A 21,437-nucleotide genomic window follows, 5' to 3' on the forward strand; every position below is an offset into this window, starting at 1 on the left:
TATTGTGATCCTCAGCGGATGGATAAATTAATGTGCCTCAGAAAGCTCTCGAAGTTCCTTTAGTTGTTGGTGGGCCAATTCTCTTTTCTTGGCTAGGGCAGCGTGTTGTTTTTCTAATTCCTTATGTGTTTTAGCCAATTTCTTTCGAGCCTTTTTTACGGCTGCTCTTTCAGAGTGGTGGGCGCGCTCTAGTGCACGTTCAATTTTTCGTTGTGTGCCATCTGAACCTTCAATCATGGTAATGATTTTGATGTCTTCCGGAGGCATTGGGGGCATAGGTTCCATGCTCTCGAAGCGTTTTTCAAACTCGTCGATGTCAAACTCACCATCGTGATCGAACGTAAACGAATGAACATTTTCGAACTCGAAAATACCTCTTCGGTCAGAACCGCGCGAACTTGCGTAGCGTACGCTTTGTTCAATTAGCTTTTCGAACTTTTCTTCCTCTTCTCTTGTGAGCTGGCGTTGTTCATCGCCTTCAATAATAAAGCTGTCGCCATCTTCTGAGCGGTACGTTTTATCATCGGTCTTTATGGTGATTTGTTTTTTATCGTCAGTGTTAATTTTTACGATACTGATGCTGTTTGGCTTTGACGCCTTTTGGTCAGGTTCAGTCGGTTCGTCGGCGGTCGCGATTGCGATCAAAGAGCTTACGACCAACAGTGACGCTATTGATAATGACAATAAAGCATTTTTACGGGTTGGGTGATTGGATTTGATATTCAAAATTCGTTCCTCTAGTTGATTAAACATTTTCCAGGAACACAGCAGACTGACCGAGTGAGTGGCAGAAACGGTCGTAATGAGAGCATGGCCATAGGCCTTGTGGCTATTCCGGTCAGCTTTATGCAAGACCAAATAGTCGCAAAATAGTTCTTGGTCGTGCCGAAACGCGTGCCTTGACCAATAGAGTAGTGGGTTAAACCACATGAAGCAGACCAATATATCCCAGGCTAGATTTAACCAAAGGTGTCCTTGCTTAATGTGCTGTACTTCGTGTTGAAGAATCAACCTACGCTGTTGTGAATCGAGTTCATGAAACAGCGCGGTTGGAAAGTAGATCTTGGGTCTGAAAAAACCATAAACCGCTGGTGAGAAACCCTCTTGAGAAACGCCTTGTATTGGAAATGCACATTCTGACTCGAGATTTAAAGGCCGATTGAACTCGGGTGAGTTGAGCTGATTTCTTAGTTTTATGTGCTGAATCACTAACCTAATCAGCAGCGCCAGACAAATGATAGCCCATGCCAGAATAAACATGCTCGTAGCGCTTATGGCAATCGATGAGTTGGTAGAACTCACGGTTTGTTCGATCACCGATTTTTGCAAGATCGGGGAGACGTCATTTATCACACCACGTTGTTGGAAAATTGGGGCGGCAAAGTCTCTGAGCGCCGATGTTTGACCGAAATAGGACACCACGTGGCTGGTGAGAAGCCCACTGATCGGCGCAAGTGGCAGGAAGAACCAAAGTAAATAAGCATTGTAGATCTTGGCTGATTTACGTAACAACCAACGCACCAGTAACACAGCACACAGCAGGGCGCTTAGATGGCCGTTGAAGCGCCATAAAGTATCAAAAAGTATGTCCATTATTGCTCCTCGTCCAATAGATCTTTGAGGTACTTTAGTTCTTCTGAGGAAAGCTGTTTGTTCTCCACAAAAGTGGCCAATAAGGCTTTCATGTCGCCCTGAAATACTCTTTTAAGAAAGCCATCGCTCTCTTCGCTTAATATCTCGGATCGTTCTACCTTAGGAGAATAGAAATAGCGGCGCCCTTCTTTACGAAACGCCAGAATGTCTTTCTTAACCAAGCGATTGAGAAAGGTTTTAACGGTTTTTTCAGTCCAATCGTGAGCGCTTAAGCGCTGAACTACGTCTTGGCTGGATAGAGGAGATTCCTGCCACAGTATCTCCAATACAATTTTTTCTGAGTCACTCACTCGGTTTGTCATGCTGTGATTCCACTGAGTTATTTAAGATTACGTCTGTAATCGAAATGAAGATTACGCCTGTAATCGTTGTGTGTCAACCGAATGCATCTTACATCTGTGTAATAAATTGACGTTTTGGAAGTTGGAAGTGAAAATTGCCTAGGTCCCTCTGACAATTAACTCCGTTGGAATGGTGCTGGATGTCGGGTTATTTTTATTAAGTACCGACATGAATTTTTCCACCAAAAGAGAGCCGGCTAGAAAAGTATCTTGTCTGATGGTGGTCAGTCTTGGCGAAAAGTGAGATGCCTGCGCAATGTCGTTATAGCCGATGAGGAAATAATCTTTTATAGGCTCAAGGCCATGTTCATTCAGGGCGTTGATCACGGCCATTCCAGCGGTGTCACTGTAGGTGAATATTGCGTCAGGAGCGGACGACTTCTTTAAAAGCCTCGCCATTGATTCAAAATGGGAGCTAAACGAAAAGTCTTCAATTTCAAGTTCGCGAAACTTAATGTCGTAGTGAGCGGTATTTAGCGCTTTTCTGAGTCCATCACGCCTAAGCCTTAATTCAAGGTGTTCTGAATTTCCGACGTACAAAACGTCTTTGCATTTGTTCGTAACGAATCGTTCTCCGGCTAGATATCCACCCAAGAAATTATCACTTCCTACGGTGCAGTATTCAGTGTCATCTGTTTTGCCACCCCATACGACTAACGGAACATTAAGTTCATGGAGTTCGCTAAATAGCGCATCATTTGCGCCTTGGCCTAACATGATAAAACCGTCAACAACTCGACTCATCACGAGGTCTCGGTATGAGTCCACATTCGTGAGAGTGGGAGGGGACAACAGCAAATCTTGATTTCTGACTGACAGAGCTTCAGATACACCCGCCAATAACTCATAAATAAACGGGTCTGAAATTCTATCTCTTCTGTGAGAACTGAAGTCCAGTACGACGGCGACGGTGTTGGTGTGTTTTTCTCTTAGCTTTCGTGCGTTTCTATTGACCGCATAGCCGTGCTCTCTGGCAACGGCTAACACTTTTTCCCTGGTTTGTTCCGTGACGTTTGGGTTTCCACTGAGCGCGCGGGAAACGGTGGGTTTGGATACGTTTGCCAAACGCGCTACGTCGTCCATTGTAATTTGTTTTTTTCGCATACGCCGTAGTCAGAAAGTTAGAGGGGATACCGAGTTATTAGCTAACACTCGCTTGATAGAATCGTGCTAAAGCGAAGACGACAGCCATTTATATAACTCCGAAACCTTGAGGCCTATTTGACCTCTTCAACAATGTTGCGGACCAAGTATATTCTAATTCAATTTATGAAATGCATTTCAGAAATATATTGAAATGCATTTCATTTGTTTTTATACTGCACTCAGTCAGGTGAATAGCTGACACTAATAATGGTCACTTTGGAGATTTAGGAGAAAATGATGAGATACACTAATTTACGACTAGCGCGTACCCCGGTTTGCCTAGCCGTGCTGTCAACGATGTTGATGGGTACGAATGTGATGGCCCAGTCGCAAGGTACGCCCGATACGGGAGCCCAAGAGATTGAAGAATTAATCATAATTGGGACCGCCGGTGGTAAGGGCGTGAGCCGAGATGACGTCAGTTTTGCTGTTACTACGATTAACAATCAGCAGATTGAAAAGATTCAACCTAAAAGTACGGCAGACTTACTTAAATCTGTTCCCGGTATCTGGGCGGAAAGTTCAGGCGGTGTTGCTGGCGCAAATATCGACGTGCGTGGTCTGCCCGGCGGTGGTGATGCGCCGTTCACTTCATTTTCAGTCAATGGGTCACCATTATTTGGGTTCAATAGCCTCTCGTTTTTTGAAGGAAGCACACTTTTCCGAGTCGATGAAACGGTTGCCTCTGTTGAGGCCTTAAGAGGGGGTCCCAATGCCGTCTTTGCGAAAGGCGAACCGGGTGCCACGATTAACTTTCAATTGCGTGAGGGCGGCGAGGAAACAACAGGGCGGGTTAAGTACTCCACGTCAGATTATGACTTACAGCGAGTAGACGGGTTCGTCAGTGGCCGACTAAGTGAGGGGTTGTACTATATGGTCGGGGGCTACGCGAGTAAATCTCCCGGCATACGCGACGCTGAGTTCGATTCGGAAGAAGGATGGCAACTTTCAAGCCAGATTACAAAGGTGTTCGACAACGGTAAGGTGAATTTCTATGCCCGTGCCACAGACGATCATGGGCAATGGTATCTGCCAATATCATTGAACAATCGAGAAAGTGATTTGGGTACTTTTTCACAGTTAGGCAATGCGACTCGATTTCGTGAAATACAAACAGCCCCCTCGGGAACGACAGAGACCTTTGACTTTTCAGAAGGACGCGGTTGGGATGGTTTGGTCTCAGGGATCAATATTGATTTTGAGCTGGGCGCGGGCTTTAAGATCAAAAATAACTTTAATCACGTCTCTGGCGATGCCAATACGTTCGGCTTTGTTCCGGCCGGGTCGGCGGTTTCCGTGGCGGCTCTTGAAGAGGTGATCGGCGGGTCTGTGATGACACAGCAAGGTGACAGACTGACTGGAGATCAATTCGCGCAGACTTATGGTCATTGGGTGGTATTAAAAGACATTGACTCATTTTCTAATGATTTGAGTTTGAGTAAGACTTTCGCAGACTCTCATGATGTTACCTTCGGGTGGTATCAGTCCTCGTTCAGCGCGGATGATTTTTGGACCTTAGGCAACCCGATTGCCGTACATAACAGTCAGAATGGGATTCCACTGTCAGCCGGAATTACGCCTGGTGATATTGCCAGCGCTGGCGGCAATGCTGGTTTTGCTTTTGGTCTTTCATCGGAGGGCAATGCTGATGTGTCTGCGCTGTACATAGCTGATACTTGGAGCATCTCAGAGAAGTTAACCCTGGATCTTGGCTTAAGGTATGAAGAGATCGACGTCGAGTATCGGTTGGATACCGGTCCGGGATTTCCTGACGGTGTCAGAGATCTGGACGTAAGCCTTGATGGTGATGAGGTTGCCACTACGGCAGCTATCGATTATCGGGTAAGTGATGAACTGGGCTTTTTTGTTCGGTATTCTGATGGATTTAGCTGGCCTCATTTTGACTCAATTCGAAGCGGTGTTCAGTCTGTGTTTGGAGTAGAGCAATTGGAAGGCGGAATAAAATTCTCGAATGAGCAGGTTCGTGCCTACGCGACTTTGTACCATAATGAGACGGATGCGTTCAATTCAGTGGTCGGTGCTTCAGTGGCTAATTCCGCATTTGAGACACGCGCGGTTGGGCTGGAGCTTGAAGGTGAAATATTTCTGTCCGACCGCTTTACGACCGTGTTTGGAGCCACGATTCAAGATGCTGAGATCACGGCATCCACTAATGGGAACGTAGGGAATACCGTGTTACGTCAGCCTGACTTTCAGATCAGGCTGTCTCCGCAATACGATTTTGAGTTTGGGTCTGGTTATCAGGCCACAGTGTACGGTACGTTCTCTTACGTTGGAGATCGCTTTGGGGACAATGGCAATACGGTTGATCTGCCGTCATTTGAAAAAATAGATTTAGGGCTCATTGTTCGCGCCGATTCTGGTCTATTTCTGCAAGTGCATGGGGACAACATAACCGATTCTGATGGCATTACTGAAGGGGACCCAAGAAACCCATCAGCGCCAAATGGTCGTCCAATATTTGGTCGGTCAGTTAAGCTCAGTATTGGTTACGACTTTTAGATCTCTAGCCAGTAGTCGTCAATAACTAGAGTGTTGCGTTTAGAGTTTGCTGCCTCACGTCGGCCTTTAAGTAGTGCGTGAGGTGGCAGGCTAAATACGTAATGTCATTAACCAAGATACGGTTTTCATACAACGATATGCATCAACGTAAAACAACCCTAATTGTCTCTTTGTTCTTGAATTACTTTGTGTTCGCTATTTTGTTAAATAGCGTGGGTTCGGTAATTCTGCAGGTTCAAGCAACGTTTTCAGTGTCGGCATCGGACGCGTCTATTCTGGAAGCTTACAAAGACCTAAGTATTGCCATTGCGTCCTTTTTAGTGGCCGCCTTTATCGCGCGCGCAGGGTATAAGCGCTCTATGTTAGTGGCGTTGTTTGCTGTGTTCCTATTTTTGTTGTTAATGCCACAATTTCCGTCAATGTGGATGAACAAAGCACTGTTTGCGCTCGTTGGTGTGAGCTTTGCGGTTGTTAAGGTGTCGATCTTCTCGACGATAGGTTTATTGACAACCGGTCGCAGAGAACACGCCAGTATGATGAGTTTTTTAGAGGCATTCTTTATGGTTGGCGTGCTGTCGGGGTACTTTCTTTTCAGTGCCTTTGTGGATGATTCTGACAGTTTGAGTTTGGCTTGGTATAACGTCTATTACCCGATATCGGGTATCGTTTTGCTGGCGTTTTTAGCACTCCTTATTGCTCCATTGGATGAGAAATCGGGTAAGAAACAAGCGGATATACCAGCGCTAAGAAGCTTCGTTGACATGTTGGCCTTGTGTAAACAGCCAGTGGTACTCGTCTTCGTCATCAGTGTGTTTCTCTACGTGTTAATCGAGCAAGGCATCATGTCATGGCTACCGACGTTTAATAATTCTGTATTGGGTTTGCCTGCCTCTCTGAGTATTCAAATGACCAGTATATTGGCCGCTTCTATTGCAATTGGGAGGTTAATCGCTGGCTATGTCGTAAGAAAAATTGGTTGGTATTTTTTGTTGTGCGTTTGCTTAGGGTTATCCGGGTTGTTGGTATTAAGTGCGCTGCCATTGGCTGATGCCGTTGCGGTGACGAACGTGGTAACCGGGTGGAGCGACGCGCCGTTAGCGGCCTTCGTTTTTCCTTTAATCGGGCTCTGTTTGTCTCCGATTTATCCTATCATCAATTCCGTGGTTTTATCTGCATTGCCGCAAACACAGCATGCCCCAATGACTGGCTTGATTGTTGTTTTTTCGGCTCTGGGAGGCACATTAGGTTCTCTTATCACTGGCACGCTATTTGAAGTGCTTGGCGGTTCGCGCGCGTTCTACTGTTCGTTAGTTCCTTTAGTTGGAATCTTTGCTGCTCTGTATTTTCTCAAGCAGTTCAGTGATCGGCAGGCACAAAATGCACTGACTAATCAGGGCGAGGTGCAGAGTGTTTAACGTGTTTTCGAATGAACTTGCGTTTCCTGAGTTGTTTGAATTGGTTCAAACGAGTGAAATTTTTCCGGACTCTAAAGTGTTCGTCGATGCGATTGCTTTATACGACCCTGTCGCGGTCAATCAAGAGTTTTTGAACAGCGTGGGTGGCCCAGATTTTGATCTGATTTTGTTTTTGCAGAAGAATTTTAAATTCCCTGCTGGCAATGAACTTTCACTTTCAAAAAAAGAACGACGCTCGTCGTTGAGAGAGCATCTTGATGACATGTGGATAACACTCGAAAGAGCGTCGGATAAGGCGCAGAAACATTCTTCGTTGGTGTTTTTGCCGCACAAGTATCTGGTTCCTGGAGGGCGATTTAGGGAGATATATTACTGGGACAGCTATTTTACGATGCTTGGCTACACTGAGGATCATGGTCCTGAGATGCTCACGAATATGCTGGACAATTTTGCTTATCTAAATGATGTGGTAGGTCATATCCCAAATGGTAACCGAAGCTACTTTTGCTCCAGATCACAACCCCCGGTTGCGTCATTAATGATTGAACTGTTGGCGAGGCACAAACCAGCCGATGACATTTACGCCAGTTACATTGGGTTGCTGGAATCAGAGTATCGGTTTTGGATGCACGGAGCGGGTGAAATCGAGGCTCAAGGCGGCTGTTCAGATCGTGTAATTCGTGTTGGTGATGGATTTCTCAATCGCTACTGGGATGACCTCGATACCCCCAGACCAGAAAGTTTTGTGGAGGATGTTCAGTTAGCCAAAGAATCGTCACGAGTTCAAGGCAGTCTTTTTCGCGACATACGAGCGGCATGCGAATCAGGATGGGACTTTTCGACTCGTTGGCTAGGTGAAAGCAAGTCTTTAGAGTCCATTGAAACAACGTCTGTGATTCCCGTGGACTTGAACGCGTTGATCTATAAACTCGAGGCAACCTTAGCATCTTGTTATGAATCTTTGGGGCGATATCAGGATGCCGATTTGTATTCAAGCAAAGCAAGTTGTCGTAAACAGCTTCTTCAGGAGCTGTTCTTTAGCCCCGAACATGACATGTTCTTAGATCTGAATTTAGCCGATCTTACCCAGCGCACAACTCCGTCGCTTGCGGGCGTGTTTCCTCTTTTTGTTGGAGCAGCAAATCATGCTCAAGCCAGTCTAATAGCGAAAAAATTAGAGACTGATTTTCTGCGTGCCGGAGGATGGGTTACCTCCTTAGCTAACTCGAGTCAGCAGTGGGATGCTCCAAACGGTTGGGCGCCGTTGCAGTGGATTACCTATGTGGGTTTGACCAAATATGGTTTCCGCGAATTAGCGAACGCCGGCGCGCTGAATTGGGTTAATAATAATCGAGTGGTGTATGAGTCAACCGGGTATCTATTAGAAAAATACAATGTAGATGAAATAGGTCTGTTGGCTGAAGGTGGCGAGTATAATGTCCAGCATGGGTTTGGTTGGACCAATGGCGTTCTGGTTAGCTTTATGAATGCGCTTAACATTGATGCTCGCGTGTAGCGGGTTTTGCTTGGATGAATCAACAATTTTCATTTAATTTTTCGTTGATTAAAATCAAGAGCGCTACATCAGTTGAACGGCAAGGAGTTTTAATGTCTTATTACGACTTTGCGTAAAGAGGAATAATATGACTATCTGGTATCAGTCTGAGCTGCAGGTGAAAACCCCTGGTCGGAGTGCAATAGACATCTCCGCCGTCATCGACGATGCAGTCAACGGTGCCTCCGTGACAACCGGATTGGCTCATGTGTTCCTAAAGCACACAAGTGCGTCGTTGATGTTATGTGAAAATGCCGATGCCACGGTGCTTACTGACATGGAAACCATACTTAAACGGTTAGCACCTGACGCCGACGCTGAATATAGGCATGATTATGAAGGGGACGATGATATGGCGGCTCATGTTCGATCTGTGTTAACCACCAACGACGTGACATTGCCTGTGTCCCGTGGACGGTTAAACCTAGGCACATGGCAAGGGTTGTTTCTGTACGAACATCGCTATGCCTCCCATTCACGACAGTTGATCGTTACTGTAAGCGGAAAATAGTGTCTGTGTTGTTCTAACATAGGCTTGGGCATCAGCGTAAGAGCTCACGACTAAGTCTTTAAGATGCTCAATGGATCTGAGCACAATGCCGGTTCGGCAATTAATTTACACCTTGCGTTAGATGGCGATTGAAATGAAATTCGCTCGTCTACTTGAATTTCTTAGATATGGTGATATAGTAATGTATAACACTATATCAAATTAACTTATATGTCAGACCAGTGGAACAATGATTTGCCCATTTACAAGCAGCTACGCGATCGTGTAGCCGGACTGATTATGGACGGGTTAATCACAGAGGGGGAGTTTGTGCCTTCAGTTCGGCAGGTGTCGGCTGAGCAGAAAATCAATCATTTAACTGTAGCAAAAGCTTACCAAGAGTTGGTAGACGAAGGAGTTCTAGAAATGAAACGAGGTCGTGGGATGTTTGTGCTCGAGGGCGCACGAGCGCGATTAATAGATGCTGAACGAGTCAAATTTAAAGAGCAAGAGGTTCCCAAGCTATTAGAGCGAATTGCGCATATCGGCATGTCGATCGACGACTTAAAGAAAGCCTTAACCAATTTTCAAAATAAAAAGGGTGATTAATGGAATCCATGATTAGAGCCAAAGGGCTTACTAAAATCTACGGCGATTCGTTTGCGCTAAATAACTTTAACTTAGAGCTGGGGCCAGGCCGAATCATGGGCTTGATCGGGCCTAACGGGGCTGGAAAGACAACGGCTTTGAGGTGCCTGATGGGCATGACTGGCTATGAAGGAGAATTACAAGTAATGGGTAAAAACCCAAGCACTCAACGTATGGGAATGCTGAGTGACGTTGCGTATATCGCAGATACGGCAATACTGCCGAGCTGGATGACGGTCAATCAACTACTTGAATACACAGCCGGAGTACACCCCAAGTTCGATCGAGACAGAGCCGATGGATTTATCTCCTCAACGGAGGTTAGGCTCACCAGTAAGATTTCGCAGCTATCAAAAGGCATGGTCACGCAGGTACATCTTGCATTAGCCATCTCGATTGACGCCAAGCTCTTGGTGCTCGATGAGCCAACCATTGGATTAGATATTTTGTATCGTAAACGATTCTACGAGCAACTGCTGAATGATTATTTTGATGAGAATCGAACCATTCTGATCACCACGCATCAAATCGAGGAAGTCGAACATTTACTCACTGATCTGTTGTTCATAAAAAATGGCAACTCGGTATTAAGTGCTGAAATGGAGCGCCTTGGTGATGACTATGTGGAGGTAGAGGTGAGCGAGCAAAACCTGGAAAAGGCTAGGGCGTACAAACCACTGCATGAGCGTAAGGTTTTGGGAGCGCATGTCTTACTTTTTAAAGGAGTCCCAGCCAGTGCGTTGAGTGAATATGGGGCCACGAGAACACCAGGCGTGGCGGATTTGTTCGTTGCCACGATGAGTTAGGAGTTGATATGAACCAGTTTTTGTATGGAATTAAGCGAGAGTATTGGGAGTATAAGAGGCTTCTCGTCATTATGCCGATGATCGTGACGGGGATTTTTTGCTTGATGGCGATTGTAGCCACGTTTTCTCATCATGTGGAGGACTCCTTTTTGAGTGAAATGGATGATTCAATCAAAATTGACATCTCAGTAGATGGGCAAGAGCTGAGCGTAGATGAGCCTAATAGCGAGTCCGTCAGCAAGCTAGGTGACGCGAGCCCCGATGGTCAAAACGGTGAGCGTGAGGAGTCTCAACTTTTGAATGGAGAGTCTCAACTTTCGAACACAGAGTCTCAACTGAATGCAGAGTCGGACGTCAAAAGTGAAGCGGGCGAACAATCAGAAGATGAAACCTTTTGGTATGTGGGAGCGTATTTAGCGGCCGCATGGTTGGCGGCGCTATTTTACTCCTTGTCGAGTTTGTATAACGACCGCCGCGACAAGAGTATTTTGTACTGGAAAACCATGCCCGTATCTGACGTTACAACGGTTCTGTCTAAATACTGCTTCGCCATTTTAGGATTCGGCGGAGTTGCCATTGCCGTCGCCTGGGTATCGGGCGTTGTTCTCATGACATACGCAAATATCGCACTGCCCGCTGACATGGTGGCCCGAGACAGTGCCGGCATGAACTTTTCAATGATGGTGATTTGGCCTACAGCCGTGCTCCTCCTGGCGTTGGTCTGGTGTGCACCTGTTTTTGCGTTAGTGCTTTTTGTTTCGGCTAGAGCGAAAAAAATGCCATTTCTTATGTTAGTGGTGCCAATTATTGTCGTACGCATTATTGAGAGAATTCTATTTAGCACAGACTACGTTTTCGGCTTTCTAAATGCTCATTCGCCATTCACTCTACTGGAGACGTATGCCCAAGTGGATACGGTCGGCCAGTATCTACACACCTTTTTGATTGATTCATTTGGCAGTCTGCTACTTGGGTTAGTTGTAGCGGCAATACTCATTTACTCAGCGGCATGGCATAGACAGCACCGCTTCGAGCTTTAACTTTTAGATTTGGAGAAATAATTATGGATGCTACGGCTTTTGAACGCCCTCGTTCATTTAATAAACAGCTTAAATGGGCTGCCTCGGCTTGGTATTGCATAGCTGTTGCAGGTTTGATGGCTTTCTTTCTGTACGTGATCGTGCATTACGGTGGAGCCGCGTTTGGTTTTTCTGACACCGAACCAGGTACCACGTTTATTGAGGGGGATACCTTAGGCAACTTTTTCTTGGTGACGCACCTAAGTTTAGCTCTGGTGGTCATCAGTGGGGGATTGCTGCAACTATTGCCCAGTCTAAGAACGCGGTTTCCAGTCTTTCATCGTCTCAACGGACGTTTGTTCATGGTCAGTGCAATCGTGTGTAGCTTGGCCGGCCAATATTTGATTTTCACGCGGGAGATTCCAGGTGACCTCATTATGGACTTAGGAACCAGTTCAGCAGGGGGGCTGGTGTTACTGTTTTCGGCGTTAGCTTACATGACCGCAAGGTCGCGACGTTTTGTTGAGCATCGAAGGTGGGCTCTGCGGTTGTTTTTGGTCGCCAATGCTGGGTGGTTTTTTCGCATTGGGTTGATGTTGTGGTTTGTCGTCAATCAAGGGCCTGTTGGCATGGACATGGAGACCTTTACTGGGCCTGCACTCTATTTTATTTCCTATGCTCAGTTTCTGTTACCGCTAGCCATGTTGGAGCTCTATTTAAGGGCTCAACGAAGTGAAAATAGTACGTTTAAATTGGGGGTGGCATTGTTGTTGTCGATCTCTTGTTTGGCCACGCTAGTCGGAGTTGGTGCGGCCAGTGCGATGATGTGGTTTCCCTCTAGTTAGAGGGACTGAGCGCCCAATAGACCAGGGTCAAGCTAACAGTAGGACGCTCTGGCGTTCGATGGAATACTGAAAGAGAGGAAGGTTTTATGTCAGAGCAGCTAAATCATCGCCAACAGATAAGAGCTTTCTCCGTAGTAGCAGGTTCGGTGTATCTGCTACTAATTATATTGTATATGTCGGGTGAATATCTAATTGGCAGTGTGGTCGATGGTGTTGAATTGGAGGGACTGTCAGCTGTGGTTCAACAGCGGCAGTTTTTCTATCGATCGGGCATTATCTTACAAATAATCACGCCAATTTTTACCGTAGTGTTGGCTTACGCGCTGTATGTATTGGCCCGTCAACACAATAAAAACTTTGCTCTTATGGCCATGATTTGGAGGCTGGGGGAAGCATTTATTGGTGCCGTAACAACAATTTTCACCTTTACTATTTTCCACTTCTATCTGAATTACGAAGGTGAACTCACCGTCCACAGTAAGCTATTAATAGACCTTTTAATTGATGCAAAAAATGTGGGGTTCAATATCTCGGTGATGTTTTTTGGAGTGGGGTCGACGCTGTTTTTCGTCACGTTCTTAAGGGCGAATATACTCCCAGTAGGCATTTCGATATTTGGGGTTATGGCATAGGTGTTGGCGATTGTGACGGCCATGCTTTTCATGGTGCTGCCTGAATACAGCGCCGTCGTTCAGTACGGATGGGCCCCGATGTTTGTGAGCGAAATTGTCACCGGTGTCTGGTTGTTGATTAAGGGTGCTAAGTCAATCGAGTTCTCAGCGCATCAATAATCGAATCGAATGCATTCGAAAAATCGCGCGAGTTTAACCGACGTTCAGCGTTCAATTCTTGCTTCTTGGTGCGTAAAACTGAGGGCGCGTTCAGCGGGTGTTTAGGCAATCTGCTGCGTTGATGTTGTTGTTCCGAATTCGTCCACCATTGCCAGCAACCCCCTATGTTAATTCAGAGATTTCAATAATATCGAGTTTGTTGTAAACCCTTTTCTGTTTTCATACGTCTTAACATCAAACCATTACAACTTCTCTGTGAGACAAACATGAAAAAGACTTTAGTAATAGCCGGAGCCGGCATACTGACATTCGCTGCGATTGGATTAACTCAAGCCAGTGCCGATACCGTTGAGAAATCATTCAATGTTGAAGCTGGCGGAACACTGTACGTTGATTCCGATTCTGGGGCGATCGATATTGAGTCTCATGATGGCGATACCGTTGAGATTCGAGTTGATAAGCGGGGTAAGAACGCTGACGATTTTACGGTTACGTTTGAACAGGACGGTTCGGACGTGAAAATTGACGGTGATAAGGACAGTGGGTGGGGCAATTACAGTTTGAGTGTGAAGTATTCCATCAAGGTTCCTAAGTCCTACAATTTAGATTTAAAGACCGGTGGTGGTTCAATTGAAATTGAGGATCTAAACGGTGAAATTGATGCTTATACCTCCGGTGGATCAATCGAACTTGGCCAGATCAACGGAGACGTTGACGTCAAAACTTCCGGCGGATCCATCACGGTCGATGACGTCTATGGGAACATTGACGCCAATACGTCGGGAGGAAGCATTAAGGCAAAACTCTCCAAGCAACTCACGGATGATTGTAAATTGACAACGTCTGGTGGAAGCATATCCGCGTATTTAGTGCCGTCTATGGCCATTGATCTTAATGCGAGTACCAGTGGTGGCAGAGTGAAAAGTGAGTTCGATGTTGATGGAAAGGTCAAGAAAACTCGAATCAGAGGGTCCATCAACGGTGGTGGTCCAGAGCTCACATTACGAACGAGTGGCGGCAGTGTGTCAATTAAAGAGCTGTAGGTAAATATTATTGTCTAGGTAGCTACGGCGACTGGATAGACGACGTTAAAAAGGCCAGGTGTAAAAGCCTGGCCTTTTTAACGGGTGCGACTAAGTGCCGATAGCTTGTTTTAGAGCTTTAATATGTTATTGCCCGTATCACGGTCTATGTAGCGAACAAATGGGTCAATACCTATGTAGGCGGGCCTTTCATCAAGAATGATCTCAATGGTATTCTCGCCAGTGACGATTGCATGCTCTTGTTTGTAAATGACCTTGTTGTCTGCGGCAAAGTCATTGGGGTTTTCGGTGAACAGAGCCACTTCTACGGTTTCTTTGAGGTCTTGCTCGGTTTCTTTACCCTTACCATCGGCTTTAAATTTCTTAGCCGACGCCGTTAAGACAACTTTAAATCGACCATCCTCGAGTTCCGTTAGTTCAGCTTTGTCGGCGCGTAGGTCAAACAGAGTGATCTGCTCAAACAAATCATCAATAAACGCGCCCTCAACCTCGTTTGCCCCCGCTTTTAAATGTCGGACTAAGTCGAGTGTGGTCGGATAGGGAGTGCTTCTGTATTTATACTCATCAAGAAGCGCTTTCAATGCGTGATTTAAACGTTGTTCTCCAATCTTGTGGCGAATGGCCATCATTACTACAGACCCTTTTTGGTAATGAATGTAAGATTGATTCTCCGCTTTCATCAACGGGTTTTCTTCGAGTATTTCACTCGTTCGTCCTCGCAGGTATTCATCCAACTCGTACGTTAAAAAGTGCCGAGCCTTGGTCTCGCCCAGTGCTTTTTCCATTACCGCTAGTGCACTGTATTCGGCTAAGGTCTCGGACAATACCGCGGACCCCTGGACGTTTGCAGCGCCTAATTGGTGTCCCCACCATTGGTGTGCCATTTCATGCGCGTTTACGAAGTAAACAAAGTCAATGTCGTCGGGGGAGCGTTGGTCGTTAAACCAAATACTTTCGGAGAACGGAATGGTGTTGGCGAAGCTTTGTGCAAAGCTTCGGTACCGTGGAAACTCTATGATTCGATACTGACGATGTTGATATTCGCCAAATTCAGATTGGAAGTAGTCCAATGAGTCCTTGGTGGATTGAATCATTCCGTCAACATTCCATTCGTGCGTCGGGTGGTAATAGACTTCAATGGAAACGCCTTTGTACTCCTCTTTCTTTACGGCTAAACGAGCGGACGTAATGCTGTAAAAGTTGAGCATCGGAGAATCCATTTCGTATCGGAAAAATTTCCGACCATCGACTTCCCACTCTTTCGCAAGGTAGCCAGGCGCCATGGCAATCTGGTCTGCCGAGGTTGAAATGGTGGCTTTGAAGTCAATAAAGGTCATTGATCGGTGGAAGGCGTGTTCTTCATAACGCGATTCATCCTCCAGTTTGTGAGCACGTTCCGGTTCAGGTAAGTCCCGTTTGCGCCTCTCGTGACGATCAAGTAATTCAAGCCCGTTGTTATAGCCAAAAGAGGGAAACAGTTCTGCATTGTTAATGAACGTTCCGTTTTCTAACACCGTGTAATCCTCTCCTCGGTCTTTAAAACCATCATGATCAATGACACTCTCCATCGTCCCCGAACGAGCTTCACCGGCTTGTAGCGGGTCGCTAAAGTTCAGCCAAGCGGTTCTGAGAATTTCGTCGTGCTCAACCAGTTCGCTACCTTCAATGGTTATGTTGGCCGTTTTGGAGTACGTGGGCAGGCTGATAAGCGCCCTTGTAATGGCCTGTTCGCCGCGGTTCTCAATCGTAATGTTCGCCTTGGCTTCAACGCGACGTTGCTCAGGAAAGATAGCCACATTTGCGTCCACTTTGCTGACCATTGGCGAGTTTGAATCTTTGAACTCAGCGTACTTTTTCTCGTAGTCAGCTTGTAAGTCGCGGAATTCCTCGGTGCCGGTGAAGTTGTTAACTATTCTCGTGTTATGAATTATGTTCGCTCCGGCTCCCACAAACACCATTAGCGCTAACGCCGCTGCAACCGTGCCTTTAACGCCGACTTGGTATCTTAGTTGAACGAACCGCTCGCGCAAGGTAGAGCTTGTTCCTCTATGCCATAAACCGTAACTGATAACGCCCAAGATGACCGCAAACGCCGTCCAATAAAGCATGTACCAACTGTGCGCTTTGAGAGAGTCGCCATAGCCGTTCATGTCACTGTAGATCATGTTAGGCGATTCACCATACATAAACATGTTGTGTTCTACGCCCAAATTATTGAGCACCAAAGTGCTAATGATGAACAGCGCGAACAGCATAATACCAATGTACTTATTGGGACTGACTGCTTGCAAAAAGAAAGCCAAGACAGCAATTAGAACGTACTCATAAGCGTCAAAATACAGTAAACGAACGACGTACTGGCTTAATTCAAATTGGGTGTACCCCATAGCGGCTTGAATCAGGACGCCACATAGGATGCCAACTAGCATAAGGATAACGAAGATTGAGCAAATCGCGATCAGTTTAGATGCCCAAAATACAATGTTATGCGTGGGTGTAGAGTCGGTTATGTCGCCCATGCCGGAGGTACGCTCTCGCCAAACCGCTTCACCTGTAAAGTAGGCCACAACGATGAGCATTTGAAGACCAAAAGCACCGGCAATGCTTTCTACGATTACCTGGGTTACCGGCCAGAATGGTTGACCATACCGGCCTTCATTGGTCAAGACGATGGCAAACAATTGCACCAACGAAATAATCATAAAAATGATGAACGCCGGGCTGCTGAAGGTTTGTTTTAACTCGAATTTTAGCCTAGCCATAAATTGAGCGGAAGCCGAAATTTCGTTAGCTTTATAGTCGATTTTAGGGTTCACCGGAGCGTGTTCTAAGAGGGGGGTGCCCCGTTCTTTTTTTGCCGCCTTGATGGTGCTAAGGCCAAGGCTTTTGGTTAACCCGCCGCCGAAAATAAGGATGAATAAGCTGGCGATAAACCAAAATGCTCTGTTCTGCAGCACCGAGCCAGTCAGTTCTATGATGCTGCCATTTCGTTCAAACGCGGTCCAATAGCGCGTGTATTCGCCAAACGTGTTTAGCCCGAATGGGTCTAATAGCGCTCGCATTGTCCGCTGATCTGGTTGATCAAAAATTGCCCCAGATAAGCTGTAGATCATGAATAATGCAATGGCCACAACGTACATGATCATTAAACTGTTAGTACGCTTTGCCACCGCGTAAAAAAGCGCCGACAAAGTAAAGATAGTCGTTACTGACAGAACTAAAAACGGAGCGAGATAGTAACTGAGTTTATTCGGACCAATTCGTTCGGCGTCAACCCAAGGCATAATCGACCCCATCCAGGCGCCAATTGGAACCATGGCGAAGACAGTCAAGCAGATTAAATACGCGCCGAAGAATCGACCTAAATTGTACCCAAGTGGTTGAATGGGCTTGGTGCTGACGATTTCCGCCATTTTGGTGGTGTGGTTTCTGGTGGCGGTATTACCAACAAAGTTCACCACTAAGAACATGGAAAACACGCTCAGAATTGCTAAAACTTGTGTGATCGCATAAGGACTATTCTTGGTGACGTTCCCGCCAGACCCAATTTGAACTTGGTCGATGGACATGCCAAAGTAAGGCAATAGAAAGAACACGAGGCAGGTGACAATGAATGACGGTTGGCGCGTAAAATAGCGCCACTCAAACTTTAAAGTATCTAATAACATTTGGCCCCTCCTTACGCTGCTTTTTGGTTGTTGCGAGCGGAATGTAATGTGGAAAAGTACACATCCTCTAGATTTGCATCCGTCGCTTCGAACCCTTCAGGTTGGCTGTCGGCCATCACGTGCAAGACCGTTCGACCGGCAAGCAGTCGTTTTGAAATTACGGGTAGGTTTTCTTCCAGCTCATCCGCTTCTTTTTTAGAGGCAAGCTTTCGCCAAATTTTGCCATTGAGATCAGCCGTGACGTCAAGTGGGTTACCTTCTAATAAAATTTGGCCATTACCTAAGACGGCCATGTTCAAGCACAGCTCTGACACATCTTCTACGATGTGGGTAGATAGGATGATGGCTTTTTCTTCCCCCAAACTTACCAACAGGTTGTGGAATCTGTTCCTTTCTTCAGGATCTAATCCGGCAGTGGGTTCATCGACAATCAATAGGTCTGGGTCGCCTAACAGTGCCTGCGCGATGCCAAAACGCTGACGCATACCACCCGAAAATCCACTGACGGCCTTTTTCCGGTGTTCAAAAAGATTGGTGTGCGCCAGCAAGCCTTCAACGGCTTCTTTTCGTTCTGCCTTGTTGGACAAGCCTTTAAGAATGGCCAAGTGATCAAGAAGGTCTAGTGCGCTGACTCTAGGGTACACGCCGAAATCTTGTGGTAGATAGCCTAAACGTTGTCTCAGCTCGTTGGGCTGCTTTAGTACATCTAGGTTGTCAAACCGAATGCTGCCTTGGTCTGGCTGTTGCAGCGTCGCGATAGTTCTCATCAAGCTCGACTTACCCGCGCCATTAGGACCCAGCAGCCCAAAGAGACCTTTGTTAACTTTTAGGTTAACGTTGTTCAGGGCTTTTACACCGTTGTCGTAGGTTTTCGAAATGTTTGTGATGGTGAGCATTCTTGTTCTCCGTGGTAGGTCAACGTGTGGATTATTGTTATTACTTTATCGCTTAGATGCGGCTTGGAATCATCTGGATTCACTTTTTTAAGATTTTTATGTGGTCGTCGCAGACAACGACTTCGGCGTCAGTTTCTCGGTGAATTCCATTTTGTACTAAATCTCTAAATGAGCCTGATTCGTGCAGTATTTTGAACATTGTTCACTGCCAGAATGCATGTTCTGTTTATACTGTTTACAAAACAGTTAATAAAACTAATGGAGTAATCGATGGACAATTCGTTTTCGGCCGCCGATCTTGAATTTCAGCAAGAGGTGCGCGACTTTTTTAAAACCGAATACACTGGGGATTTAAAGGCTCGAGCAGAGGCTGGTACTGATGTGAAAGGCGTTGCGACGCAATGGCAGCGCAAGTTGTTCGAAAAAGGATGGGTTGCTCCAGGATGGCCAACTGAGCTGGGGGGGACTGGCTGGTCGCCTGTGCAAAAGTTTATTTTTGATACAGAACGCTGCGAGGCTGGAGCACCGGACGTCGTGCCCTTTGGCCTGAAAATGGTTGCTCCGGTAATTATCCACTTTGGAAACGACGAGCAAAAGGCGAGATTCTTACCAAGAATTTTAAGTAGCGAAGACTGGTGGTGTCAGGGCTATTCTGAACCAGGGTCGGGTTCGGACTTAGCGGCATTGCAAACTAAGGCCGAGCGTGACGGTGATGATTACATTGTTAACGGAGCCAAAATTTGGACTACCTACGCGCAGTACGCTGATTGGATTTTTTGCTTGGTGCGAACAGGTAATTTTGAAAAGCGCCAGCAAGGAATCAGTTTTGTGCTGATCGATATGAAGACGCCAGGGATTACCGTTAATCCTATCCACTCGATCGACAATCATCACAGTTTAAATGAGGTCGTGTTTGATAACGTCCGCGTGCCTGTTGAAAATCTCATTGGCGCGGAAAATCAAGGTTGGACGTATGCGAAAGCGTTGTTGGCTCATGAACGAACGTCGATCGCTGAAGTGGCAAACAGCAAACGTAATCTCGCCGAAATCATAGAATTAGCAAAGAGCCAAACCAACCATCGTGGCCGTTTGATCGATGACCCGTATTTCCAGAATAGGCTGTCTGATATTGAAATTGAATTAATGGCACTGGAATACATGGATCTGCGTGTTTTAGCTTCGATGTCAGCCGGCGATACGCCTGGGCCGGAAGCCTCGCTATTAAAAATTAAGGGCACCGAAATTCAACAGTCCTTGCAAGAATTGCGGATGGAAACCATTGGCGCTTACTCGGCCTCGTTGCAGGTGGATGCATTTCAAAACGACTTGCATCGCGCGGGGTCTGCATCGCGTAAGGAGTACATGTACGGGCGCGCAGCGACTATTTACGGTGGGTCTAACGAAGTACAACGAAACGTCATTGCGAAAGCCGTGTTAGGTCTATAGGAGTAGAGCCATGAATTTTGAATTTAATGAAGAACAAATGATGCTCAAAGACAGCATCGTTAAGTGGGCACAGGACAATTACTCTTTTGAACAACGCTGTGTCTCCGCTGACAGTGCAGATGGATTTAGCCGAGCTCATTGGGCTACTTTCGCCGAGTTAGGTTGGTTGTCGGTACCGTTCGCTGAACAATACGGTGGCTACGGTGGAAGTGTCATTGATTTGGCGGCCATCATGCAAGAGTTTGGTAAGGCGTTAGTGACTGAACCGATTGTGCCCACCATGGTCCTGTTTGGCAGCGCGCTTTCAGGCGCAACCAACGAAACCGTTAAAAGTGAGGTCATTCCGCAGATCATTGATGGAACAGTATTTGGTGCGTTGGCCGTGTATGAGTCTCAATCTCGATTTGATATGAGTAACATCATCACTTCGGCTAACAATGACTCCGGAAGTTACAAAATAAACGGAGCAAAGTCTGTTGTTTTGGGTGGCGGTCTTGCCGATAAGCTCTTGGTCTTAGCGCGGACCAGTGGAGAGCAGATGGACACCGATGGCTTGAGTTTGTTTTTGGTGGACGCTTCAGATTCTGGCGTTTCGAAAGCGACTTACTCACTAATGGACGGGCAGCTAGCTGCTGATATCACGTTTGATAACGCGTTAGGCGTCTTGGTTACTGAACTAGGTGAGGCCTATGAACCGCTCAATGACAGTTTGCAAAACGCCCAAGTTGCATTATGTGCCGAAGCGTCTGGGATTATGGAAACGCTTAATCTTACGACCGTTGAGTACACTAAAACTCGCAAACAATTTGGCGTGCCGATCAGTTCCTTTCAAGCTCTTCAACATCGAATGGTGGATACATTCATGGCCTACGAGCAAGTTAAATCGCTGTTGGTTGGCACATTGTGCGAGCTAACCGATGATAAAACTTCGAAAGCTCGTGCGAGCAAGTTGGTCAATGCGCTGCGCACGTTGACGGCTAAAAATGGCAAGCTGATAGGTGATGAAGCAATCCAATTGCACGGTGGCATGGGGCTGACCGACGAGTTGTCAGTGGGGCACTACGTAAAACGAATGATGATGATCAATCTGATGTTCGGCAACGCCGACTTTTATCAAGAGCGCTTTAATAACGTTTCGTATGCTTAAGGCTT

18 protein-coding genes are annotated in these 21,437 nt (G+C 46.3%); 13 read left to right on the forward strand and 5 right to left on the reverse strand.

What is annotated here, in order from left to right:
* Positions 1-27: 27 nt before the first annotated feature.
* The 3 genes from ABWW54_RS19690 to ABWW54_RS19700 all read right to left on the reverse strand — a co-directional run bounded on the left by ABWW54_RS19690 (position 28) and on the right by ABWW54_RS19700 (position 3,098).
* Positions 28-1,593, reverse strand: a complete 1,566-nt coding sequence (locus tag ABWW54_RS19690; protein ID WP_353414893.1) for a M56 family metallopeptidase — start codon at positions 1,591-1,593, stop codon at positions 28-30.
* Complete coding sequence (locus ABWW54_RS19695) at positions 1,593-1,955, reverse strand: BlaI/MecI/CopY family transcriptional regulator (protein ID WP_353414894.1); 363 nt, start codon at positions 1,953-1,955, stop codon at positions 1,593-1,595. The genes ABWW54_RS19690 and ABWW54_RS19695 overlap by 1 nt, the downstream gene beginning before the upstream one ends.
* A gap of 138 nt (positions 1,956-2,093) precedes the next feature.
* Positions 2,094-3,098, reverse strand: a complete 1,005-nt coding sequence (locus tag ABWW54_RS19700; RefSeq protein ID WP_353414895.1) for a LacI family DNA-binding transcriptional regulator — start codon at positions 3,096-3,098, stop codon at positions 2,094-2,096.
* 276 nt (positions 3,099-3,374) lie between these two features.
* Here ABWW54_RS19700 and ABWW54_RS19705 point away from each other — a divergent pair, with 276 nt between their 5' ends.
* The 11 genes from ABWW54_RS19705 to ABWW54_RS19755 all read left to right on the forward strand — a co-directional run bounded on the left by ABWW54_RS19705 (position 3,375) and on the right by ABWW54_RS19755 (position 14,275).
* Positions 3,375-5,663 carry a TonB-dependent siderophore receptor gene (locus tag ABWW54_RS19705; protein WP_353414896.1) on the forward strand — a complete coding sequence of 763 codons (2,289 nt, stop codon included), beginning with the start codon at positions 3,375-3,377 and terminating at the stop codon, positions 5,661-5,663.
* A 101-nt stretch (positions 5,664-5,764) separates the two neighbouring features.
* On the forward strand, positions 5,765-7,078 hold the full coding sequence (locus ABWW54_RS19710; RefSeq protein ID WP_353414897.1) for an MFS transporter: 1,314 nt from the start codon (positions 5,765-5,767) through the stop codon (positions 7,076-7,078).
* Positions 7,071-8,594: a trehalase family glycosidase gene (locus tag ABWW54_RS19715; RefSeq protein ID WP_353414899.1), complete on the forward strand. Its 1,524-nt coding sequence runs from the start codon at positions 7,071-7,073 to the stop codon at positions 8,592-8,594. The genes ABWW54_RS19710 and ABWW54_RS19715 overlap by 8 nt, the downstream gene beginning before the upstream one ends.
* A 127-nt stretch (positions 8,595-8,721) precedes the next feature.
* Positions 8,722-9,144 carry a secondary thiamine-phosphate synthase enzyme YjbQ gene (locus ABWW54_RS19720; RefSeq protein ID WP_353414900.1) on the forward strand — a complete coding sequence of 141 codons (423 nt, stop codon included), beginning with the start codon at positions 8,722-8,724 and terminating at the stop codon, positions 9,142-9,144.
* Between the two features lie 210 nt (positions 9,145-9,354).
* Complete coding sequence (locus tag ABWW54_RS19725; RefSeq protein ID WP_353414901.1) at positions 9,355-9,732, forward strand: GntR family transcriptional regulator; 378 nt, start codon at positions 9,355-9,357, stop codon at positions 9,730-9,732.
* On the forward strand, positions 9,732-10,577 hold the full coding sequence (locus ABWW54_RS19730; protein WP_353414903.1) for an ABC transporter ATP-binding protein: 846 nt from the start codon (positions 9,732-9,734) through the stop codon (positions 10,575-10,577). The genes ABWW54_RS19725 and ABWW54_RS19730 overlap by 1 nt, the downstream gene beginning before the upstream one ends.
* An 8-nt stretch (positions 10,578-10,585) precedes the next feature.
* Entirely contained in the window at positions 10,586-11,617 is a 1,032-nt protein-coding gene (locus ABWW54_RS19735) for an ABC-2 transporter permease (protein ID WP_353414905.1), read from the forward strand.
* A gap of 23 nt (positions 11,618-11,640) precedes the next feature.
* Entirely contained in the window at positions 11,641-12,441 is an 801-nt protein-coding gene (locus ABWW54_RS19740) for a DUF2306 domain-containing protein (protein WP_353414907.1), read from the forward strand.
* Positions 12,442-12,527: 86 nt separating this feature from the next.
* Positions 12,528-13,073 carry a DUF4386 domain-containing protein gene (locus ABWW54_RS19745; protein WP_353414908.1) on the forward strand — a complete coding sequence of 182 codons (546 nt, stop codon included), beginning with the start codon at positions 12,528-12,530 and terminating at the stop codon, positions 13,071-13,073.
* Positions 13,074-13,085: 12 nt separating this feature from the next.
* Positions 13,086-13,232, forward strand: a complete 147-nt coding sequence (locus ABWW54_RS19750; protein WP_353414910.1) for a hypothetical protein — start codon at positions 13,086-13,088, stop codon at positions 13,230-13,232.
* Between the two features lie 266 nt (positions 13,233-13,498).
* Complete coding sequence (locus ABWW54_RS19755) at positions 13,499-14,275, forward strand: DUF4097 family beta strand repeat-containing protein (RefSeq protein WP_353414911.1); 777 nt, start codon at positions 13,499-13,501, stop codon at positions 14,273-14,275.
* 110 nt (positions 14,276-14,385) lie between these two features.
* Here ABWW54_RS19755 and ABWW54_RS19760 read toward each other — a convergent pair whose 3' ends face one another.
* Complete coding sequence (locus ABWW54_RS19760) at positions 14,386-17,943, reverse strand: ABC transporter permease/M1 family aminopeptidase (RefSeq protein WP_353414912.1); 3,558 nt, start codon at positions 17,941-17,943, stop codon at positions 14,386-14,388.
* A gap of 11 nt (positions 17,944-17,954) precedes the next feature.
* A complete protein-coding gene (locus ABWW54_RS19765) occupies positions 17,955-18,839 on the reverse strand; it encodes an ABC transporter ATP-binding protein (RefSeq protein WP_353414913.1) in 885 nt (294 codons plus the stop codon).
* 270 nt (positions 18,840-19,109) lie between these two features.
* Between ABWW54_RS19765 and ABWW54_RS19770 the strand changes: the two genes are divergently transcribed.
* Together ABWW54_RS19770 and ABWW54_RS19775 are read left to right on the forward strand one after the other, a co-directional pair.
* The gene (locus tag ABWW54_RS19770; RefSeq protein ID WP_353414915.1) at positions 19,110-20,285 is read left to right on the forward strand and encodes an acyl-CoA dehydrogenase family protein; all 1,176 of its coding nucleotides are present in this window, start codon (positions 19,110-19,112) and stop codon (positions 20,283-20,285) included.
* Positions 20,286-20,295: 10 nt separating this feature from the next.
* Positions 20,296-21,432: an acyl-CoA dehydrogenase family protein gene (locus ABWW54_RS19775; RefSeq protein ID WP_353414916.1), complete on the forward strand. Its 1,137-nt coding sequence runs from the start codon at positions 20,296-20,298 to the stop codon at positions 21,430-21,432.
* The last annotated feature ends 5 nt before the right edge of the window (positions 21,433-21,437 follow it).

This window comes from Arenicella sp. 4NH20-0111, assembly GCF_040366405.1.
In the GTDB taxonomy this organism is placed as follows: domain Bacteria; phylum Pseudomonadota; class Gammaproteobacteria; order Arenicellales; family Arenicellaceae; genus Arenicella.

Excerpts from the sequence above, each read along its gene's own strand:
- ABWW54_RS19690 (WP_353414893.1), bottom strand. The coding sequence starts at position 1,593 with ATGGACATACTTTTTGATACTTTATGGCGCTTCAACGGCCATCTAAGC.
- ABWW54_RS19695 (WP_353414894.1), bottom strand. The coding sequence starts at position 1,955 with ATGACAAACCGAGTGAGTGACTCAGAAAAAATTGTATTGGAGATACTG.
- ABWW54_RS19700 (WP_353414895.1), bottom strand. The coding sequence starts at position 3,098 with ATGCGAAAAAAACAAATTACAATGGACGACGTAGCGCGTTTGGCAAAC.
- ABWW54_RS19705 (WP_353414896.1), top strand. The coding sequence starts at position 3,375 with ATGATGAGATACACTAATTTACGACTAGCGCGTACCCCGGTTTGCCTA.
- ABWW54_RS19710 (WP_353414897.1), top strand. The coding sequence starts at position 5,765 with ATGTCATTAACCAAGATACGGTTTTCATACAACGATATGCATCAACGT.
- ABWW54_RS19720 (WP_353414900.1), top strand. The coding sequence starts at position 8,722 with ATGACTATCTGGTATCAGTCTGAGCTGCAGGTGAAAACCCCTGGTCGG.
- ABWW54_RS19725 (WP_353414901.1), top strand. The coding sequence starts at position 9,355 with ATGTCAGACCAGTGGAACAATGATTTGCCCATTTACAAGCAGCTACGC.
- ABWW54_RS19730 (WP_353414903.1), top strand. The coding sequence starts at position 9,732 with ATGGAATCCATGATTAGAGCCAAAGGGCTTACTAAAATCTACGGCGAT.
- ABWW54_RS19735 (WP_353414905.1), top strand. The coding sequence starts at position 10,586 with ATGAACCAGTTTTTGTATGGAATTAAGCGAGAGTATTGGGAGTATAAG.
- ABWW54_RS19740 (WP_353414907.1), top strand. The coding sequence starts at position 11,641 with ATGGATGCTACGGCTTTTGAACGCCCTCGTTCATTTAATAAACAGCTT.
- ABWW54_RS19745 (WP_353414908.1), top strand. The coding sequence starts at position 12,528 with ATGTCAGAGCAGCTAAATCATCGCCAACAGATAAGAGCTTTCTCCGTA.
- ABWW54_RS19755 (WP_353414911.1), top strand. The coding sequence starts at position 13,499 with ATGAAAAAGACTTTAGTAATAGCCGGAGCCGGCATACTGACATTCGCT.
- ABWW54_RS19760 (WP_353414912.1), bottom strand. The coding sequence starts at position 17,943 with ATGTTATTAGATACTTTAAAGTTTGAGTGGCGCTATTTTACGCGCCAA.
- ABWW54_RS19765 (WP_353414913.1), bottom strand. The coding sequence starts at position 18,839 with ATGCTCACCATCACAAACATTTCGAAAACCTACGACAACGGTGTAAAA.
- ABWW54_RS19770 (WP_353414915.1), top strand. The coding sequence starts at position 19,110 with ATGGACAATTCGTTTTCGGCCGCCGATCTTGAATTTCAGCAAGAGGTG.
- ABWW54_RS19775 (WP_353414916.1), top strand. The coding sequence starts at position 20,296 with ATGAATTTTGAATTTAATGAAGAACAAATGATGCTCAAAGACAGCATC.